A 17,496-nucleotide genomic window follows, 5' to 3' on the forward strand; every position below is an offset into this window, starting at 1 on the left:
AGATTGCAGCGAAGCTAGGGTTATCCCTAGCAAAAAATTAAAGGGACGGCAAGTTTTGTCGGACCCCTGCGCCTGGCCCTAAAAACCTTGTAAAGATGTGTGGATACTGTTGACCTTCTCTCAAAATCGCCGTATAACGTTCGGGCAGGATTTCAAGCGGCGAGTGAATTGGTCTTTCGTAGTTCGCCCATCAACGGTACTCCGGTTGGTCCCATTACCCCCTTCCTTGATTTTCATGCACCCTCTGGGCTTCGGCCTTATTTACCATCTTTAGGAACAAGTAATATGGAAACCGGTACCGTCAAGTGGTTCAATGACGCAAAGGGCTTTGGCTTCATCACTCCCGACGGCGGCGGCGAAGATCTGTTCGCGCATTTCTCGGAAATCCGCACGGAAGGCTTCAAGACGCTGCAAGAAAACCAAAAGGTTACGTTTGAAGTGAAGACGGGCCCGAAGGGCAAGCAAGCAGCTAACATCAAGCCGGTGTAAGCGCGCGCTTCCTTCTGGACGCGAAAAACCCCGCCTCGCCGCGGGGTTTTTTTATGCCTGGTGAAAACCAACGCGTGCGGACACGCGTGGGCTGAAAAGCGGCAGTTGCGGATTAACCGAACAGCCGCCGCGCGTGAATGCCGAGGCCCGTGGCGACGCTGGCGAGGCGATCGCCGAACACCGGCCGCGCATCCGGAAACGCAGCGGACAGCGCCCCGGAAAGAAACGCGAGGCCGGTCGAACCGCCGGTGAAGTAAATCGCGCCCACGTCGCGGGGCGCCACGCCGGCCGCCTGCACGGTATCCCGCGCCGCCTGCACGATGCGCAGCGTCTCGTCGTGCCCCGCCTTGATCAGTTGCGCCTCGTCGAAGGCGAGCCGCAGATCTTCTTCCACCAGCTCCAGATCGATCATGGTCTCGCCGCCCGCGGCGACGCCGATCTTCGCCTCTTCGGCATGCGCGGCCAGCGCGTGCCCCAAACGGCGGTCGACCACCCGCATCAGGCGGTCGTGGTGGCGGGTCTCGGTAAACAGATGCCGCATCAGCACCAGTTCGCTGACCCGCTTGGGGGCGTAGACCGTGTTGATCAGGTGCCACGTGGCGAGGTCGAAATAGACCCGGTTCGGAATCTCGCGCCCTTCCGGATCCAGCGTCTGATAGCCCAGTTCCCGCAGGATGGTGGCGAGCTCGACCCGGCGGTCGAAGTCCGTACCGGCGACGTGCACGCCGTGATGCGCCAGCACGTCGTCCTTGCGCTCGGCGCGCTTTACGCGCTCCGGCCCGACTCGCACCAGCGAGAAGTCCGACGTGCCGCCGCCGATGTCGGCCACCAGCACCAGCCCTTCCTCCGTCAGATGCGACTCGTAGTCGAACGCTGCGGCAATCGGCTCGTACTGGAAGTGAATCTCCTTCAGACCCACCGAACGCGCGGCAGCTTCCAGTTGCTGTTGCGCAAGCTGGTCGGCGCGTGGATCATCGTCAACGAAGAATACCGGGCGGCCCAGCACCGCACGGCTGATCGGACTGCCGGCGCTGGCTTCGGCGGAACGCTTCAGGTGATCGACGAAAATCGCGATCACGTCGGTGTACTTGATGGCCGAGCCGTCGCCGAGGTCGGTCGAGTTTTCCGCCAGCGGCGAGCCGAGGATGCTCTTCATCGAGCGCATCAGCCGGCCGTCGAAGCCGTCGATATACGCTTCGAGCGCCGCGCGGCCGTAGCCGGTAGTGTTCTCGTCGGTATTGAAGAAGACGGCGGTGGGCAGCGTGGTGTATGCACCTTCGACCGGCGCAAGCCGTAGCGCTGTGCCGTCAGGCACGGCAACTGCCGAATTCGAGGTGCCGAAGTCAATCGCGCAATAGGTCATGGCAGGAAATCGCCGCTCACGGCTGGCGCGGACAGAAAGGGGACGGGCTTTGTATCACGAAAGCGCGGCGAGCATCAACTAAGTCGGGGGAACGGAAATTGCTCATTTCCACAGGATACGCCATTCAAATTTCCCGCCATGAGGAGACTTGTCGCAATGAGCGAGCCGCCCATCGCAACGATGCAGGAAAAACGCAGCACCGTGATCGAAACCGATCTGCCCTCGCGGCTCGACCGCTTGCCGTGGGGCCAGTTTCATTCGCTGATCGTAGTCGCCCTCGGGGTGACGTGGCTGCTCGACGGCCTGGAGGTCACGCTGGCCGGTGCGGTGGCGAGCGCCCTGAAGGCCAGCCCGACGCTGCACTTTACCAATAGCGACGTCGGCCTGACCGGCAGCGCCTATATCGCCGGCGCCGTGCTCGGCGCGCTCGGCTTCGGCTGGCTCACCGATCGCCTCGGCCGCCGCAAGCTGTTCTTCATCACGCTGACGCTCTATCTGGCCGCCACCGCAGCCACGGCGCTATCGTGGAATCTGGCGAGCTTCCTGCTGTTTCGCTTCCTCACGGGGGCGGGTATTGGCGGCGAGTATACGGCGATCAACTCGACGATCCAGGAATTCACGCCGGCGCGCGTGCGCGGCTGGACCGACCTCGGCATCAACGGAACCTTCTGGGTGGGTGCTGCAATTGGCGCGGCCGGTTCGCTGGTGCTGCTCGACCCGCACCTGCTGCCCGCCGACTGGGGCTGGCGCGCGTGCTTCTTTATCGGCGCGGTACTGGCGCTCGCCATCCTGCCGATGCGCGCCTGGGTGCCCGAAAGCCCGCGCTGGCTGCTCACGCACAACGAGGCGCGCGAAGCCACAACGATCGTCGAGCAGATCGAAACGCGCTTTCGCCGGGCGGGGAATCGGTTGGCGGATGAGCCGCTTAGCCGTCTGCGCTTGCGCACGCGCGACCACACGCCGCTCGGCGAAGTGTTCCACGCGATCTTCACGCTGCATCGGCGTCGCGCGCTGGTCGGTCTGTCGATGATGACCGCGCAGGCGTTCTTCTACAACGCGATCTTCTTCACCTACGCGCTGGTGCTGACGGATTTTTATCATGTGCCGGGCGATCATATTGGCTGGTATCTGCTGCCGTTCGCACTCGGCAATTTTCTCGGGCCGCTGGTATTGGGACGCCTCTTCGACGTGATCGGCCGCCGCGCGATGATCGCGACCACGTACGCGCTGTCCGGCATTTTGCTCACCATCAGCGGCTACCTGTTCGAACAGAATCTGCTCACCGTCACCACGCAAACCATCGCGTGGATGGTGATTTTCTTCTTCGCGTCGGCAGCGGCCAGTTCCGCCTATCTGACGGTGAGCGAGTCGTTCCCCCTGGAGATCCGCGCCCTGGCGATTGCGGTGTTCTACGCGTTCGGCACCGCGCTCGGCGGCATTGCCGGGCCGGCATTCTTCGGACGACTGATCGATACGCATCAGCGCAGCGCGGTCTTTACGGGCTATCTGATCGGCTCGGCGCTGATGGTTGGCGCGGCGGTGGTGGCCGCGATCTGGGGCGTCGATGCGGAGCGCAAATCGCTCGAGAGCGTCGCCACTCCGTTATCCGCGCTGGCGGATGACGAGTAAATAAAAAAACGCGCGGCCCGATGGACCACGCGTTTCTCATCTGACCGGCTACGCCGTTAAAACCGGCTTAGCCGGGCCATGCCGGCCAACCTCTCAGAATGCCTTCTTCCATACGCCGTTATAAGCGATCTCGCCCAGCGGGAAGCGCGTTCGCACCGACTTCTCGCGCTCGCGCAGCACCGGGTCGAGCTTCTCGACTTCGCCGAAATGGCCAAGCGAAATCATCGCGATCACTTCGACATCGTCGGGGATCGCAAACGCCTTGCGGAATGCCGGGACGTCGAAGCCGCTCATCTGGTGGGCCGCGAGGCCCAGCGCGTGGGCTTGCAGCACCAGCGACATCGCCGCCGCACCTGCATCGTAGGCGGCACAGCGGTTCACTTCACCTTTGCTGGTGAGCGTGTGCGTGGTGACGGCGATCAGCACCGGCGCCGGTGCATTCCAGCCCTGGTTGAACGGCACCAGGGTGGCGAAGGCGCGCTTGAACGAGACTTCGTCGGTGCTGCGATCGAACACGACGAAACGCCACGGCTGCGAGTTGTACGACGAAGGCGCCCAGCGGGCCGCTTCAAGAACCGCATGCAGATGCTCGCGGCTGACCGGCTCGCTCGAATACGCGCGCGGGCTCCAGCGGCCTGCAATCAGTTCATGAATGGGAACTGCGGTTGGGGCGGGTTTGTTGGCCATGCGTTTCTCTCAGTCGAAATTCATGATCGACGGGCGGCTGCCCGGGGCCACATAGCATAACCGGCCTTTCCGACGCGTGCTTCAGAACGGACTGATAAAGCGCATTCGAGCGCTGCGTAGGGCGCGAGCCGAGCCGCCAATGCCCCGCGGCCCCTAGCGCCCTACACGCGTCCTACGCCGGCTGCGGTACAACCGGACGCTCGCCGCGGTTGATACGCAGCACGATCACCGATGCGACGAGGCACAGGCCACCCGAGATCATCGACGCCACCGTGTAAGTACCGAGGCTCGCGCGCAGCATGCCGGCGCCGAGCGCCGCGAAGGCCGCGCCGAGCTGGTGTCCCGCCACCACCCAGCCGAACACGACCGGCGCCGCTTCCTTGCCGTAGACATCGGTCGCAAGACGCACGGTAGGCGGGACGGTGGCGATCCAGTCGAGACCGTAGAACACCGCGAAGATCGGCAGGCCGAAGAAGTCGATGCCGAACGCGTGCGGCAGATACATGAGCGAGAGGCCGCGCAGACCGTAGTACCAGAACAGCAGCACGCGGCTGTTGAAGCGGTCCGACAGCCAGCCCGACAGCGTCGTGCCGAACAGATCGAAGATGCCCATGGCGGCCAGCAGCGACGCGCCCTGCACTTCGGTCAAGCCGTGGTCGCTGCACATGGCGATCAGATGCGTGCCGACATAGCCGTTCGTGCTCGCGCCGCAAATGAAGAAGCTGAAAAACAGCAGCCAGAAATCGCGCGTCTTGCTAGCCATTCCCAGCGTGCCGAAGGCGATTGCCAGCGGGTTCTGTTTCGTGACCTGGGTGTTGAGCGGCGCGTCGGCCGGTTCGCCGAACGGGCGCAGCGTCAGGTCGGCGGGGCGCTCGGGCAGCAGGAACGCGACCAGCGGCAACACGATCGCCGCCGCGCCGGCGACCACCCAGACCACCGGACGCCAGCCGTGATGCTCGGCAATCGCCGCGAGCAGGGGCAGGAACACCAGCTGACCGGTCGCCGAACTGGCGGTGAGGATACCCATTACCAGCCCGCGATGCGTGGTGAACCAGCGGTTCACGACCGTCGCCGACAGCGACAGCGCCGCGACACCCGTCGAACCGCCGACCATCACGCCCCAGATCAGGATCATCTGCCACGGATGCGTCATCAGCGACGACAGCGCCACGCCGGCCGCCATCGTCGCGAGCGCGATCAGCACCGTCGGGCGTACGCCGAAGCGCTGCATCGCCGCCGCCGCGAACGGTCCCATCAGGCCGTACAGCGCGATATTCACCGAAATCGCAAGCGAGATCGTCGCCCGGCTCCAGCCGAACTGATGCTCGAGCGGCACCATCATCACGCTGGGCGTCGCGCGCGTGCCCGCCGCGGCCAGCAACACCAGAAACACCACCGCCACGGTCAGCCAACCGTAGTGGAAGCGCCCACCAATCATTCTCGCTGCCCAGTTCATCGGATCTCCAGTTGGCGCGCCGTCTTCCTGACGCCGCTGCCTCGCCTATTGTTACTGCTTTCGTAAAGGACTTGTGACAGATCAGTCACAATGGTGTTGCGATCTTAGTTACCGCTCGGTAACATGTCAAGGCATCAACAACCCAGTGTGCGACCACCATGTCAGAGCGTGAAACCGCTACGCCGGCCAGGGCAACCCGCCGTGCCCGCACCCAGACCGCCGGGCCGCAGGCGCAGGAGCATCTGCTGCAGGCCGCGGGCGAGCTGTTTTATGAGGAAGGGGTGCGGGCGGTGGGTGTCGATGCGGTGGTCGAGCGGGCGGGCGTCAACAAGATGAGCCTGTACCGCCAGTTTTCGTCGAAGGACGACCTGGTGCTCGCTTACCTGGAGCGCAAGGACACGCAGTTTTTCGGCTATGTCGAAGCGAGCGTCGCGAAGCATCCGGGCGAGCCGGCCAGACAGCTTGTGCAGTACTTCGACGACCTGGCCGTGCGGGCGTCGAACGAAGGCTATCGCGGGTGCCCGTTTGTGAACGTCGCCGTCGAATTTCCGGACGCCTCCCATGCCGCACGGCGCTTTGTCGCCGGCAACAAGGCGCGTCTGATGGCGCGCATCACCGCGCTGGCCACCGAAGCCGGCGCCGACGACCCCGTGGCGCTGGCCAACTGGCTCGGGCTGCTGATCGAAGGCGTGTATGCCGCGAGCCAGACTTATGGACCGGGCTGCGGGCCGATTCTGGCCGCGCCGCGCGTGGCGGCGCAGTTGATCGCCGCGGCCTGTTCGAAGACAGCGGGCGCGAACTAGCTCGTCAACCCGGGGCGGCGGGTTGCAATGAGCGGCGCCGGTAAAATGGCGTTTTCAAGCACCTTGCCCCACCATGCCGCCGTCCACCGACTCCCCCGCCACCATCCTTGCCGCGACTCGCCACTGGCTGACCCGCGCGGTCATCGGCCTGAACCTGTGTCCGTTCGCCAAGGCCGTGCACGTGAAGAACCAGATCCACTACGCGATCAGCGAAGCAACCGATCTGGAAGGCGTCCTGATGGATCTCGAAGCCGAGTTGCAAGCGCTCGCGCAGGCCGATCCAGCCGAAGTGGATACCACGCTGCTGATTCTCCCGCACGCACTCGCCGACTTCATCGAATACAACGACTGTCTGTTTTTTGCGGAGCGGATGCTCAGGCAATTGCGCCTCGAAGGCGAACTGCAGATCGCGAGTTTTCATCCGCAATACCAGTTCGAAGGCAGCGAGGCGGACGATATCGAGAACTACACGAACCGGGCCCCGTATCCGATCCTGCACCTGCTGCGGGAGGCGAGCATCGAGCGCGCGGTAGAGGCGTTTCCCGACGCCGCGGACATCTACGAACGCAATCAGGAAACGCTGCGGCGGTTGGGACGGGCCGGCTGGGAAAAGTGGATGAACGAGCCCGCCGACGAGTAAGCGGCCGCGTTCCAGGCGGCGAACAGGGTCCACCTCACCTCGCCTTGCCTTGCCGCCTCGAATATCTTCAGGCCTCCTGAGGCTTCGCCAGGCCCCCTAAGGCCCCCTCAACCGTCCTCAGTCTTCGTCAGGCCGCCTCAAGCCTCGACGAAAAACCGCTCGCGCAGGTCCGCCAGCCCGAGCGTCTCCATCACCTCATTGAGCCGCTCCGACGGGCGGCGGCGCGGCAAGTCCTTGTACTGGGCAATGATGAGTTCGTTCTTCATCGAATGCTCCCAGCCCACCAGTTCGGTCACGCTCACCTGATAGCCGTGCGCCTCGAGTTGCAGACAGCGCAGCACGTTGGTGATCTGGCTGCCGAATTCCCGCGTGTGCAGGGGATGGCGCCAGATTTCCGTCAGCGCATTGCCAAGCGACTTGCCCTTGTTCTGACGCAGCACGCCGGCGACTTCGGCCTGACAGCAGGGCACCACCACGATGTACTTCGCGTGTTTCCGCAAGGCGAAGCGAATCGCGTCGTCCGTCGCGGTATTGCATGCGTGCAGCGCCGTGACGATATCGATCGTGGCCGGCAGGCGCTCCGAGCCAATCGACTCCGCCACCGACAGATTCAGAAACGACATCCCCTTGAAGCCGAGCCGGGCCGCCAGCGCCTCGGAACTCGTCACCAGTTCTTCGCGCGTCTCGATGCCGTAGATGTGCGAATTATCCTGTTGCTCCTTGAAAAACAGGTCATACAGGATAAAACCAAGGTATGACTTGCCCGCGCCGTGATCGACGAGGGTCAGGTCGCCCTGGGTTTCTTTCAGATCTTTCAGCAGCGGCTCGATGAACTGGAACAGGTGATAGACCTGCTTCAGCTTGCGGCGGCTGTCCTGATTCATTTTGCCGTCGCGCGTCAGGATATGCAGTTCCTTCAGCAGTTCGACGGATTGGTTGGGGCGAATTTCGTGAGTTTTGCTGGACATCGTACGGACCGCCATCGATTGCACGGCGAACGTGCGACAGGCGACGGAAAAAGAGAAAAGTTGCTGCCAGTTTACCCAAAGCGCGGCACACCCACCGATTGATTGCCGCCAACGATGCGCGAAGCGCGTTTTTCCTGGAACACTTCCTGCTCTGAAAAGGGTGCGGAACGTAGGCAAAACACGACGCGAGACGCGCAGCAAGCGAAGCATGCGGCCCGAAGCCCCTCGGCAGGCCGCATGAAGAACAAAGACACGCAGCCGGCCGCCGGCCTGTTCAGGCGAACCGCATGCGTGTGGGGAGGTCGGACCCGGAACACGGGTGCGAACGTTACGTAACCTGCAGTGCGCCGCGATCTCAACCGGAAGCGCGCTCAGAATAATTGAGGCGGCAATGGATACGATACCCAACGGCAACGCCGAACAGAAATTCCAGGAACTGTTGACCAAGCTGATGGCAACACCTGCGTGGACAGAAAAACAGCAGCTCGAACTGGAAATGGCGCGTGACATCTCCGTGGAGATGCTGCGCCTCGCCGAGTTGATGCGCGACGGCAGCGTCGACCTCGAAACCTGTCTGACGATGCTCAAATACGCGAAAGTGCTCGATTTCGTGATGACCACGCTCGCGTCGCGGCGCGATATCAAGCCGCAAACGCTGCGGGTGATTTTCAAGCTCGCCGGACTCAAGGTCGACGAAGAGTATCCGGGCTGAGGTTCGGACCGTCCTGAGCAGATGAACCGGTGAACCGCCCCGCCCTATACGGCCGTATGCGCAGCAGCGCTGCGGCCGTGAGCGGCATTTGAGTGGCATTTGAGCCGCATTTCCCCGCAGACACTTCCCTCTGGTGTATCCGCAAACCGGCTTGACCAGGTGAGCGGCGCCCTCCTATTATCGGCAACGGGTCAGGCCGATATCAGTACGCACACAAAACAGTCTCGCCGCTAGAGCGCGACGCACAGGTCCGATCCACCCCCACCCGCCCGGCATCGAAGCGGACCGCGCCATCCCCACCCCGGATGCCGCCCACGGAGGAGACGTTGTCATGAGAAAAATGCGTTGGGTCGTGATTTTTCTGTGCTTTCTGGCCATTGCCGTCAACTACGTCGACCGGGCCAATCTCGCGGTCGCCGCACCGCAGATCGAAAAGGCGCTCGGTATCGGACCGGCAGAAATGGGCCTCATCCTGAGCGGTTTCTTCTGGACCTATGCCTTCATGCAAATGCCGTTCGGCTGGTTCATCGACCGGGTCGGCGCCCGCATTGCGCTGCCGCTGGCGGTGGGCTGGTGGTCGCTGTTCACGGCCGCCACGGCCGTCACGACGAGCGTCGGAGCGATGTTCGGCTGCCGTCTGATGCTCGGCATCGGCGAGGCCGGCGCCTATCCGTCGTGCGCGAAACTGGTCGCGCAGTGGTTCAAGCCGGCGCAGCGGGCCATCGCCACCAGCATCTTCGATAGCGGCTCGCGGGTCGGCTCGGCGCTGTCGATTCCGGTCGTTGCGTTGATCATCAGCAGCGCGGGGTGGAAGGCGTCGTTCATTGTCACCGGCCTGCTCGGCGCGGTGTGGATTGTCGGCTGGCTGGCGATCTACCGCAGCCCCGCCCACGGCGACATGACCGGCCCCGACGATATCGTGCCGCCACGCCAGGCACCCGCCGGCGAGCCGCACGCGAGCTGGGTGTCGCTGTTTCGCCACCGCACGCTGTGGGGCATGATGCTCGGCTTCTTCTGCCTGAACTTCGTGATCTACTTCTTCATCACCTGGTTTCCGAGCTATCTGGTGCAGACGCGCGGCTTCTCGCTCAAATCGCTCGGCACGCTCGGGATGATTCCGGCGTTGATCTCGATTCCCGGCGGCTGGCTCGGCGGGTTCGTCTCCGATGCGCTGTACCGGCGCGGCTGGAGCCTCACCGCGTCGCGCAAGACCTGCATGGTGGGCGGGATGCTGATGTCGTCGGTGATTACCCTGTCGGCCTTTACGTCGGACGTGTACCTGATGCTCGCGTGCTTCGGCATCGCTTACGGCAGCCTCGCGTTCGCCGCGGCGAGCATCTGGTCGCTGCCCGCCGACGTCGCCCCCACCCCGCACCACGTCGCGTCGATCAGCGGGATCCAGAACTTCGCGTCGAACCTGGCAGGCATCGTCATCACCACCTTCACCGGCGTGATGGTCGCGCTGACCAAGGGCTCGTTCACGATTCCGCTGATCGTCGCGGGCGGATTCTGCTTTCTGGGGGCGTTCAGCTATCTCGTGATTGTGGGCAAGATCGAGCCCTTGCCGACCAGGCCGGACGGACGCAACGAGCCGGAGACGGTGCACTCGCCGGTTTGATTCGTTGTGCGGGTTGAAGAACCAGGCACGTTGCAGGTACGTCGCAGGATAGCGTCCAATGCCGGGCATGACTTGAGTTGGTCCTCGCGGGGCAGTCGTGCGGCCGCGTGCCGCGTTTGCCCCCGGGCAGCACGCAGTGTGAAAATAGCGGGCTTTGCGTCGCCAGCCGTGGCAAGCTGGCCGCGCACCCCGCCTTTTTCACACCTTCGTGCCCACCGCCTCGCCCCTCACCCGAATGCACAGCATGCCCACCTTGCCTGAATCCGTTTGTGTCGCCGTAGTCGGCGGCGGCCCCGCCGGGCTGATGGCCGCCGAGGCCCTGGCGCTCGGCGGCGTGCGCGTCGACGTATACGACGCGATGCCGTCGGTCGGGCGCAAATTCCTGATGGCGGGCAAAGGCGGCATGAACATCACGCACTCGGAGCCGCTCGAGCCGTTCCTCGGGCGCTACGGCGCGAGGCAGCCGCAGATCGCCCCGCTACTTGCGGCATTCGGCCCGGACGCACTGCGCACATGGCTGCAGGAACTCGGCGTCGAAACCTTCGTGGGCAGTTCAGGCCGAGTGTTTCCCACCGACATGAAAGCGGCGCCGATGCTGCGCGCCTGGCTGCATCGTCTGAAAGAGGCCGGCGTGCGCTTTCACATGCGGCACAAGTGGGTGGGATGGAGCAGCGACGATGTCGCGGATACCGTGGCCGGCGCGCGTCCCACGCTGCGCTTCATGACGCCATCGGGCGAGCAGCAGGTGAGTGCCGACGCCGTGGTGTTCGCGCTCGGCGGCGCAAGCTGGCCGCGCCTTGGCTCGGATGCGGCGTGGGTTCCGCTGATGAGCGAACGCGACGTGCCGGTCGAGCCGCTACGTCCGGCCAACTGCGGCTTCGACGCCAACTGGAGCGACTACTTCCGCGAGCGCTACGCGGGACAGCCGGTGAAGCCCGTAGCCATCACGCTGACCGACGTCGATGGCGGCGTGCAGCATCGGCAAGGCGAGTTTATCGTCACCGAAACGGGCATCGAGGGCAGTCTGGTGTACGCGCTGTCGGCGCCGATCCGCGAGCGGTTACGGGCCGATGCCGAGGTGACGATCACGCTCGATCTCCTGCCCGGACACACCGCACAACGCGTGCTGGACGAAGTCACCCGGCCGCGCGGCTCGCGTTCGATGTCGAGTCATCTGCAAAGCCGCCTTGGCCTCGCCGGGGTCAAGCTCGGATTGCTGCACGAGGCGCTCTCGAAGGAGGCCTTCACCGATGCGACGCGCCTCGCCCAGACGATCAAGGCGTTGCCGTTGAAGCTCGTGCGTCCGCGCCCGATTGAAGAAGCCATCAGCAGCGCGGGCGGCATTCCCTTTGAGGCGCTGGATTCGCAGTTGATGATCGGGCAGGTGCCGGGCGTGTTCTGCGCCGGCGAAATGCTCGACTGGGAGGCCCCGACCGGGGGTTACCTGCTCACCGCGTGCTTCGCGAGCGGGCTCGTGGCGGGGCGCGGCGCGCTGGCTTATCTGGCAGGCGCAGGAAGCTGAGGCCGCCAGGGCTGACGCGGTGTTCGCGCGTCGGGTTCACGCGCCGGGTTCGCGCCCGCCGTCGAAAAACCGGCGGACGCTTGGCGTCCTAGCGCGCCTTCAAGCGCCACAGCGACGTCACTTCCGCCACGCGTGCGGCATGCAACGGATCGGTCTCGTCCGACGACTTCGGATGCCGCGGCCGGATATCTTCCCGGCCGACCACAACGAGCCCCGCCTTTTCGATCGCCGCGAGCAGAAACTCACGGCTGCGCAGGCCGAGATGCTCGGCGAAGTCCGAGAGAATCAGCCAGCCCTCGCCCCCGGGCGACAGATGTTCCGCCAGCCCGTTCAGGAAGCCGAGCAGCATGCGGCTTTCCATATCGTAGACGGCGTATTCGATCGGCGACGCGGGCCGCGCCGGCACCCACGGCGGGTTGCAGATCACGAGCGGCGCGCGGCCCTCGGGGAACAGATCCGCCTCGATCACCTCGACCTGCTGGGCATAGCCGAGGCGCGTCAGATTCTCGCGCGCGCAGGCCAGCGCACGCGGGTCCTGATCGGTGGCGACGATCTTCTTCACGCCGCGTTTGGCCAGCAGGGCGGCGAGCACGCCCGTGCCGGTGCCGATATCGAACGCCTTGTTCAGCGACGGCAGCGGCGTGCGCGCCACGAGGTCGACATACTCGCCGCGCACCGGCGAGAACACGCCGTAGTGCGGATGAATGCGCTCGCCGAGCACGGGAATCTCCACGCCCTTCTTGCGCCATTCGTGCGCGCCGATCAGACCGAGCAGTTCACGCAGCGACACCACGGACGGTTCGTCGGTCGGCGGCCCGTAGGTCTCCGCACAGGCCTGCTGCACCTCCGGCGCACGGCGCAGGGGGATCGTGTAAGTGGCGTCGAGCGGGATCAGCAGCATGCCCAGCGTGCGGGCGCGCTGCGACTGCGCCTGACGGTGGAAATTGAAGGCGTCGAGCAACGTCTCGGCCGGCTTGCGCGGCTTGCGTTCGACGCGGCGCGTCACCGCTTGCAACAGTTGGCGGGCGTTCTGGAAATCGCCTTGCCACAGCAGCGCCGTCCCTTCGCAGGCAAGGCGGTAGGCGGTGTCCGCGGTGGTGCGGTCATCGGCCACGACGACCCGTTTGGGCGGCGGCACCGCCGCCTCCGAGCGCCAGAGGGCAGAGCGCGGGCCGTCGGCTTCGGGCCAGGTAATGGTGGCGGGGACTGTGGGAGTGGCAGGCAAAGGCATGGTGAACCAGGAAGTGTTTTCTCGGGATAACGCGGCGAAACATCGCGTCATGGGCGGCGGGTGGCCAGTGCGACCGTCGGCGGCGCCGATTGATGCCCGAATAGTACCCCCTGTGTCCAGCGTGCGGGCTGCGGTGTTCGTTGGCGGCGTGTTCTGCGGGCGACCGCGGACTGTACGGGTTCCTGCAGGACGTCAAGCACCGCTACGATCCGAACAACATTTTTCATCACGCCATGTGGGTCCGTCCGGGTGCGGCTGGGATGGATACGTGACGAATCGCCGGGGCCCGTCGCGCCGTGGAACTCGCGAGCATAAAAACGCCCAATCAAGTCCACGTATAGTCGAATGGCCAAGCTTGTCATATAATGACGCCCTGCTTTCGCCCCCTTAGCTCATTTGGTAGAGCACTTGACTTGTAATCATGAGGTGGTCTGTTCGAATCAGACAGGGGGCACCAATCGATTCAAGCACTTAGCCCGGTCCTCGTGACCGGGCTTTTTGCTTTCTGGACGGCGTGAGCTAGCTCGCCCCTAGCGCTTCCAGGGAGACGAACCGGTCAAAATCGGTCCAATCTTCTCGCACTCGGGTAAGCGTTCCGCGAACCAGATCATCCGGAGCGTACGGTGGTTGTGCCTCAGGCAACGCATCAAAAGGCGACTCCATTAACGGGTGACAGAGGTCGGGATTCTGCAAGCCGACCAGTTCGCGCAACCGGAACAGGAGAAGGATTTCGAGCGGCGTGCGTGGAAACGCCGAACAGTCGTAAAACTTGCTTTCGCTGTCGCGCTGTGATTCGTGCGTATGCCGGTCACAGGCAGCTATCAGCCATGGCGTCAGGACATCGGCATCCGGTTCACGCCACCTTTCCAGAATGCCTTCGTAGACGGGTTCGCTATAGGCAAATGCCGGCCATTCGTGGCCGACATCGCCACGCCAGTCGGCAAAGAGCCGTAGCATGAAAGCGTGCACTCGGCGATGCCGCTCTTCATACGACAGCTGCAATTGGTACTTCCGGTTAAGAGCGGCGTGTGTCAGATACCCCTGATACGTACCCTCCTGAACGCGTCCGAGAATGAACGTCATCGCCATGACTTCCGTCATCGATTCCCAACTCATCATCCGCAGAGGACGTGGATGCTCTGGATACAGGCTACGGAATTTGACGTGCCAAAAGAAATACAACTTCGTTCCAAACATCTGAAACCCCGTTGCGTTCAACATTGCCGGTTCCCAAGGGCGCCCGGTTAGCGCCAGCAACTCAGCATTGGTACGCAGCAGGGAACCCACTGGGCCGTATGTCGAGTTAGGCGGAATGTTCAACGTGTTTTCCGCGTCGGAACGGCTGTTATATGCGAGCAGATCGTCGATCGGTCGAGGATTGGATTTCTCGAGCCATTTGACAACTGTCTTGCGGCTCGGCCAGCGAGGAGACACGCCTAAAATTGAAGGATCACTGCTACGAAGATCGGTCATGATGATTTTGGCAACCAAGGTTGGATCGATATCTGCGTGGCACCAGTTGTCCCAGGTGCGGGCAGTCCCACTTGCACCTGAATCCCCTTGCGTTTCAGCCCTGGAGGCCGCTCCCACTTCAGCAATGCAATGATTCGGAGGCCGTGATATTGACGACCTCGAAACTGTAAGGTCAACGGGAATCCGAACGTCACATTCGTCCCAATGCCTGCACGATGGTCAGTCCGCTGCGAGCCTGTCAAGGGATGTTTGCTCCTTTACTCTTTACCGGTATCCCGTCGCACGATACAAGAACTAAGATTAATGAGGCAAGGTGCCGCAGCTTCCACTTTTCAGGTCAACGCGACAGTTTACATAAAACCACAGCGTTTCATTGCAAAGCGGATCAATTATTCGATCGGCGCATTGATATCAAATTTTTTCATAAAATCATACGGGTCGTTATAAGCCGGCAACGGCAAAACGGGGAGCCATTCCAAAGGGATAAAGGGCGTGTCGATTTTGCAATAGCATTCGCTGCATTCGCAATCAAGATGCGCTCCTCGGGATGCAGTTGCCGGTTGTAGAGGTCAACTTGCCCCTGTAGTACGTATGGCCTTCTGGCACTGAGAAATGCTCGCAGCATCGAAAGTCATCCCGACTGAGCCGTTGCGCGTATTCGCAGGAGCAGTTACGGATGCGAAAGCCCCGTTCTTGCAAAATGAAAGTTCGCTGGTTGCTTCCTTCACTTGCGTCCATCCACGTGCAAGTAACGTATTTCTATAGGCTTGCTCCAAATCAATGGTCCATGTTTGTCGATCGATACTTAACAAAAGATAGACTCTTGCGAATGTAGTCTTCCCGTTGTTGTCATATTTAACGACATGGCCGCCATCATGGATAACTGCTTGCATGTCATTTCGCATTGTCGCCAACTGATTGAATAGCTGCATCTGCGTGGGATCGCTCTGACACGAGCGCACGAGATTTACGAGGGCAAATATGAGCAGCGCGATTACTACTAGCTGCATCCACGTCCGATATTTCACCAATGCGCACCTCCGACAGGCTTCGATACCGTAACACCAGTCGAGATCCCGGGCGTGCCCAGCCCAAACTCGACCGAGGTCTGTCCTCCGATCGAATGATTTAGTCCCATGCAGACACCAAACATGCAGCCTCCCATCGGGACTGAACCCCCATTGAGGAAATTATTGGTTTCGAGCGTAGGGTTATCGCCCGGAAACAGTAGATACCCAAACATGATATTTCCAGACGGCGACAAGGGATTGGCTTTGCCGCCGCCCAAATATGCTTGGCCATCATGCAAATTTAAGGACGTTCCGTAGGCAATGGTCATGCCGGAACCATTCGCCGATATGACGCTGTTGCCAGTCACCACCGTCGCGGTCTGCGTGGTCTGCGCCTGCGTCCCGTCGGAGCTGCTACGGCTCGCGTTGTACGGCGAAGGGCTCGCGCCGCCGCTGTTCGCCGTGCCGCTGATTGTTGTAGAGGTTCCATCTAGTTGGGCATGACATGATCGATAGCATCTTCTAACGCTTTTCAACCGACGCAATCCACTTCTTCGATAGAGCCCCGGCCAGGATGACAAGTGCGATTGCAGCAGGGCACCAAACAACGAACCTATCTTCAAACTGCGTCACATAGACGGTCTTCCCGTGGTTATTAAATGGCACAACGTTGCCTGTTTCAGGACGCGGAACTGTTGGCGCACCACTAGTCGCAGACGATACCCAGAACCAGGCGGCGACTAGAAGCATCCCTACTCCCCCCAAGACAACTTTAGCGGCATAAGCCAACAATCTTGCGTATTTATTCATGGCATATGTACTCATGGCGTATGAATCGGGATGCCCGTATATGTCCGGGAAACTGACGCACCCCCGCCAATCCCGAGACCGTAGGTAGTACTGGAACCATAGGCTAGTGGATTCGTAATGCTCTTCGTTGGATCTTGGAAGATATCGATACTGGCATGCTCGCCAAGACCAGCCCCCACACTTGCGTTGTTGAACCACCCAGCATAGTCCTGGATCGTTGTGGCGCCCGGATATGAACCAACAGTCACACCGACCGAAACGTCAGCGCCGACTCCTTTGCCGGGCCCAGCGGACCAGTAAATCCCAGCATTACCCTGGGCATCCGCTATGACTCCAGCCCCAACAGTGAAGCTAAATCCTGTGTAAGGAATCGTAGCACTACCTACAAGTCCAATATTTACCGTTCCTTGAGAGGGCAGCAATCCGTTCGCATTGCAGTTTCCACTCGGGGAGATCGAACCTGCGGACGATCCCATTGGAGTGCCCTGCGGACCATACTGCGATTGTGCTCCTGCAGGCGACGCTGTGTATTGCTGCAGCAGCGGCACGTCCGCCCCGTTGGTGTTCTGCAGGATGAACGCCTGCAACGCCGGATTGGGTGCCCCCAGCGTCTGGGTCCAGATCGTTTGCCCCGTGTTCTGGTCAACACCGGCCTTCGCCCACGTCGTGCCGTCGTTCGGCGGCGTCGCCCCTTCCACCGTCGCCGCTGCTCCGCTTTCTGTCACGCCGCTCTGGCTGTATCCCATTTGCGCAAGCTGGTTCGCCACGTCCTGTGCGCTGTACTGTCCGCCGGTCTGCGACGCTATCTTCTGCGCGAGCGTTTTTTCCTGCGGGTGCAGTTGCCGGTTGTAGAGGTACCTACGATCTATTTTTCTCGCGATAAATGGTTATAGTTGCAATGGCGCAAAATACCGCAGCAAGTACCAAGCCATTTACCAAAATTGATTTGGCATCCATCCAGGTCCATTGATACTTCCCGCCATGCATCCAAACAACAATAAAAATTGCCCAAATTTTTACCGCAGCCATTCCAATGAGCGATAGGATAATCAACTTAAGATAAATCGAAATCAGATGAGACATGC

At 62.0% G+C, this 17,496-nt stretch carries 19 protein-coding genes, 1 tRNA gene and 1 pseudogene; 10 read left to right on the plus strand and 11 right to left on the minus strand.

What is annotated here, in order from left to right; all coding sequences use genetic code 11:
- Positions 1-285 precede the first annotated feature (285 nt).
- Complete coding sequence (locus P3T42_RS32795) at positions 286-489, plus strand: cold-shock protein (RefSeq protein ID WP_007180251.1); 204 nt, start codon at positions 286-288, stop codon at positions 487-489.
- A 112-nt stretch (positions 490-601) separates the two neighbouring features.
- Here P3T42_RS32795 and P3T42_RS32800 read toward each other — a convergent pair whose 3' ends face one another.
- Positions 602-1,852: an Hsp70 family protein gene (locus P3T42_RS32800; protein WP_429308381.1), complete on the minus strand. Its 1,251-nt coding sequence runs from the start codon at positions 1,850-1,852 to the stop codon at positions 602-604.
- A gap of 156 nt (positions 1,853-2,008) precedes the next feature.
- Here P3T42_RS32800 and P3T42_RS32805 point away from each other — a divergent pair, with 156 nt between their 5' ends.
- On the plus strand, positions 2,009-3,481 hold the full coding sequence (locus P3T42_RS32805) for an MFS transporter (protein WP_429308382.1): 1,473 nt from the start codon (positions 2,009-2,011) through the stop codon (positions 3,479-3,481).
- A gap of 93 nt (positions 3,482-3,574) precedes the next feature.
- On the opposite strand, the gene P3T42_RS32810 is transcribed toward P3T42_RS32805, so the two are convergent.
- Both P3T42_RS32810 and P3T42_RS32815 read right to left on the minus strand, forming a co-directional pair.
- On the minus strand, positions 3,575-4,168 hold the full coding sequence (locus P3T42_RS32810; RefSeq protein ID WP_074301498.1) for a nitroreductase family protein: 594 nt from the start codon (positions 4,166-4,168) through the stop codon (positions 3,575-3,577).
- 172 nt (positions 4,169-4,340) lie between these two features.
- A complete protein-coding gene (locus P3T42_RS32815) occupies positions 4,341-5,624 on the minus strand; it encodes an MFS transporter (RefSeq protein WP_429308383.1) in 1,284 nt (427 codons plus the stop codon).
- Positions 5,625-5,782: 158 nt separating this feature from the next.
- Here P3T42_RS32815 and P3T42_RS32820 point away from each other — a divergent pair, with 158 nt between their 5' ends.
- Together P3T42_RS32820 and P3T42_RS32825 are read left to right on the plus strand one after the other, a co-directional pair.
- Positions 5,783-6,427 (plus strand): TetR/AcrR family transcriptional regulator, encoded by a 645-nt coding sequence (locus P3T42_RS32820; RefSeq protein WP_429308384.1) that lies wholly within the window; start codon positions 5,783-5,785, stop codon positions 6,425-6,427.
- Positions 6,428-6,500: 73 nt separating this feature from the next.
- A complete protein-coding gene (locus tag P3T42_RS32825; RefSeq protein WP_429308385.1) occupies positions 6,501-7,067 on the plus strand; it encodes a DUF1415 domain-containing protein in 567 nt (188 codons plus the stop codon).
- Positions 7,068-7,204: 137 nt separating this feature from the next.
- On the opposite strand, the gene P3T42_RS32830 is transcribed toward P3T42_RS32825, so the two are convergent.
- Positions 7,205-8,035, minus strand: a complete 831-nt coding sequence (locus P3T42_RS32830; RefSeq protein WP_429308386.1) for a class I SAM-dependent methyltransferase — start codon at positions 8,033-8,035, stop codon at positions 7,205-7,207.
- Between the two features lie 391 nt (positions 8,036-8,426).
- On the opposite strand from P3T42_RS32830, the gene P3T42_RS32835 reads away from it, so the two are divergent.
- The 3 genes from P3T42_RS32835 (at position 8,427) to P3T42_RS32845 (ending at position 11,887) form a co-directional block, all read left to right on the plus strand.
- A complete protein-coding gene (locus P3T42_RS32835) occupies positions 8,427-8,747 on the plus strand; it encodes a DNA-binding protein (RefSeq protein ID WP_074301493.1) in 321 nt (106 codons plus the stop codon).
- 331 nt (positions 8,748-9,078) lie between these two features.
- Complete coding sequence (locus tag P3T42_RS32840; RefSeq protein ID WP_429308387.1) at positions 9,079-10,365, plus strand: MFS transporter; 1,287 nt, start codon at positions 9,079-9,081, stop codon at positions 10,363-10,365.
- A gap of 244 nt (positions 10,366-10,609) precedes the next feature.
- The gene (locus P3T42_RS32845) at positions 10,610-11,887 is read left to right on the plus strand and encodes a TIGR03862 family flavoprotein (RefSeq protein WP_074301491.1); all 1,278 of its coding nucleotides are present in this window, start codon (positions 10,610-10,612) and stop codon (positions 11,885-11,887) included.
- An 88-nt stretch (positions 11,888-11,975) separates the two neighbouring features.
- Here the strand turns inward: P3T42_RS32845 and P3T42_RS32850 are convergent, their stop codons facing one another.
- A complete protein-coding gene (locus P3T42_RS32850; RefSeq protein WP_429308388.1) occupies positions 11,976-13,118 on the minus strand; it encodes a methyltransferase in 1,143 nt (380 codons plus the stop codon).
- A gap of 158 nt (positions 13,119-13,276) precedes the next feature.
- Here P3T42_RS32850 and P3T42_RS32855 point away from each other — a divergent pair.
- Positions 13,277-13,390 (plus strand): annotated as a pseudogene (locus P3T42_RS32855) (BBE domain-containing protein); the annotation flags it as partial.
- Between the two features lie 109 nt (positions 13,391-13,499).
- A tRNA-Thr gene (locus P3T42_RS32860) sits at positions 13,500-13,575 on the plus strand.
- A gap of 62 nt (positions 13,576-13,637) precedes the next feature.
- Here P3T42_RS32860 and P3T42_RS32865 read toward each other — a convergent pair.
- The 3 genes from P3T42_RS32865 to P3T42_RS32875 form a co-directional block, all read right to left on the minus strand.
- On the minus strand, positions 13,638-14,609 hold the full coding sequence (locus tag P3T42_RS32865) for a hypothetical protein (protein WP_429308389.1): 972 nt from the start codon (positions 14,607-14,609) through the stop codon (positions 13,638-13,640).
- Positions 14,610-15,160: 551 nt separating this feature from the next.
- Positions 15,161-15,484 carry a hypothetical protein gene (locus tag P3T42_RS32870; protein ID WP_429308390.1) on the minus strand — a complete coding sequence of 108 codons (324 nt, stop codon included), beginning with the start codon at positions 15,482-15,484 and terminating at the stop codon, positions 15,161-15,163.
- A gap of 131 nt (positions 15,485-15,615) precedes the next feature.
- Positions 15,616-15,930: a hypothetical protein gene (locus tag P3T42_RS32875; protein ID WP_143788523.1), complete on the minus strand. Its 315-nt coding sequence runs from the start codon at positions 15,928-15,930 to the stop codon at positions 15,616-15,618.
- Here P3T42_RS32875 and P3T42_RS32880 point away from each other — a divergent pair.
- On the plus strand, positions 15,929-16,105 hold the full coding sequence (locus P3T42_RS32880; RefSeq protein WP_171991747.1) for a hypothetical protein: 177 nt from the start codon (positions 15,929-15,931) through the stop codon (positions 16,103-16,105). The genes P3T42_RS32875 and P3T42_RS32880 overlap by 2 nt on opposite strands.
- 18 nt (positions 16,106-16,123) lie before the next feature.
- On the opposite strand, the gene P3T42_RS32885 is transcribed toward P3T42_RS32880, so the two are convergent.
- From P3T42_RS32885 to P3T42_RS32895, 3 genes are all read right to left on the minus strand, one after another.
- A complete protein-coding gene (locus P3T42_RS32885; RefSeq protein ID WP_143788522.1) occupies positions 16,124-16,411 on the minus strand; it encodes a hypothetical protein in 288 nt (95 codons plus the stop codon).
- An 11-nt stretch (positions 16,412-16,422) separates the two neighbouring features.
- Complete coding sequence (locus tag P3T42_RS32890; protein WP_429308391.1) at positions 16,423-17,178, minus strand: hypothetical protein; 756 nt, start codon at positions 17,176-17,178, stop codon at positions 16,423-16,425.
- Between the two features lie 91 nt (positions 17,179-17,269).
- A complete protein-coding gene (locus P3T42_RS32895) occupies positions 17,270-17,494 on the minus strand; it encodes a hypothetical protein (protein ID WP_154561256.1) in 225 nt (74 codons plus the stop codon).
- Positions 17,495-17,496: the final 2 nt, after the last annotated feature.

This window comes from Paraburkholderia sp. GAS38 (genome assembly GCF_050434965.1).
Taxonomy (GTDB): domain Bacteria; phylum Pseudomonadota; class Gammaproteobacteria; order Burkholderiales; family Burkholderiaceae; genus Paraburkholderia; species Paraburkholderia phenazinium_A.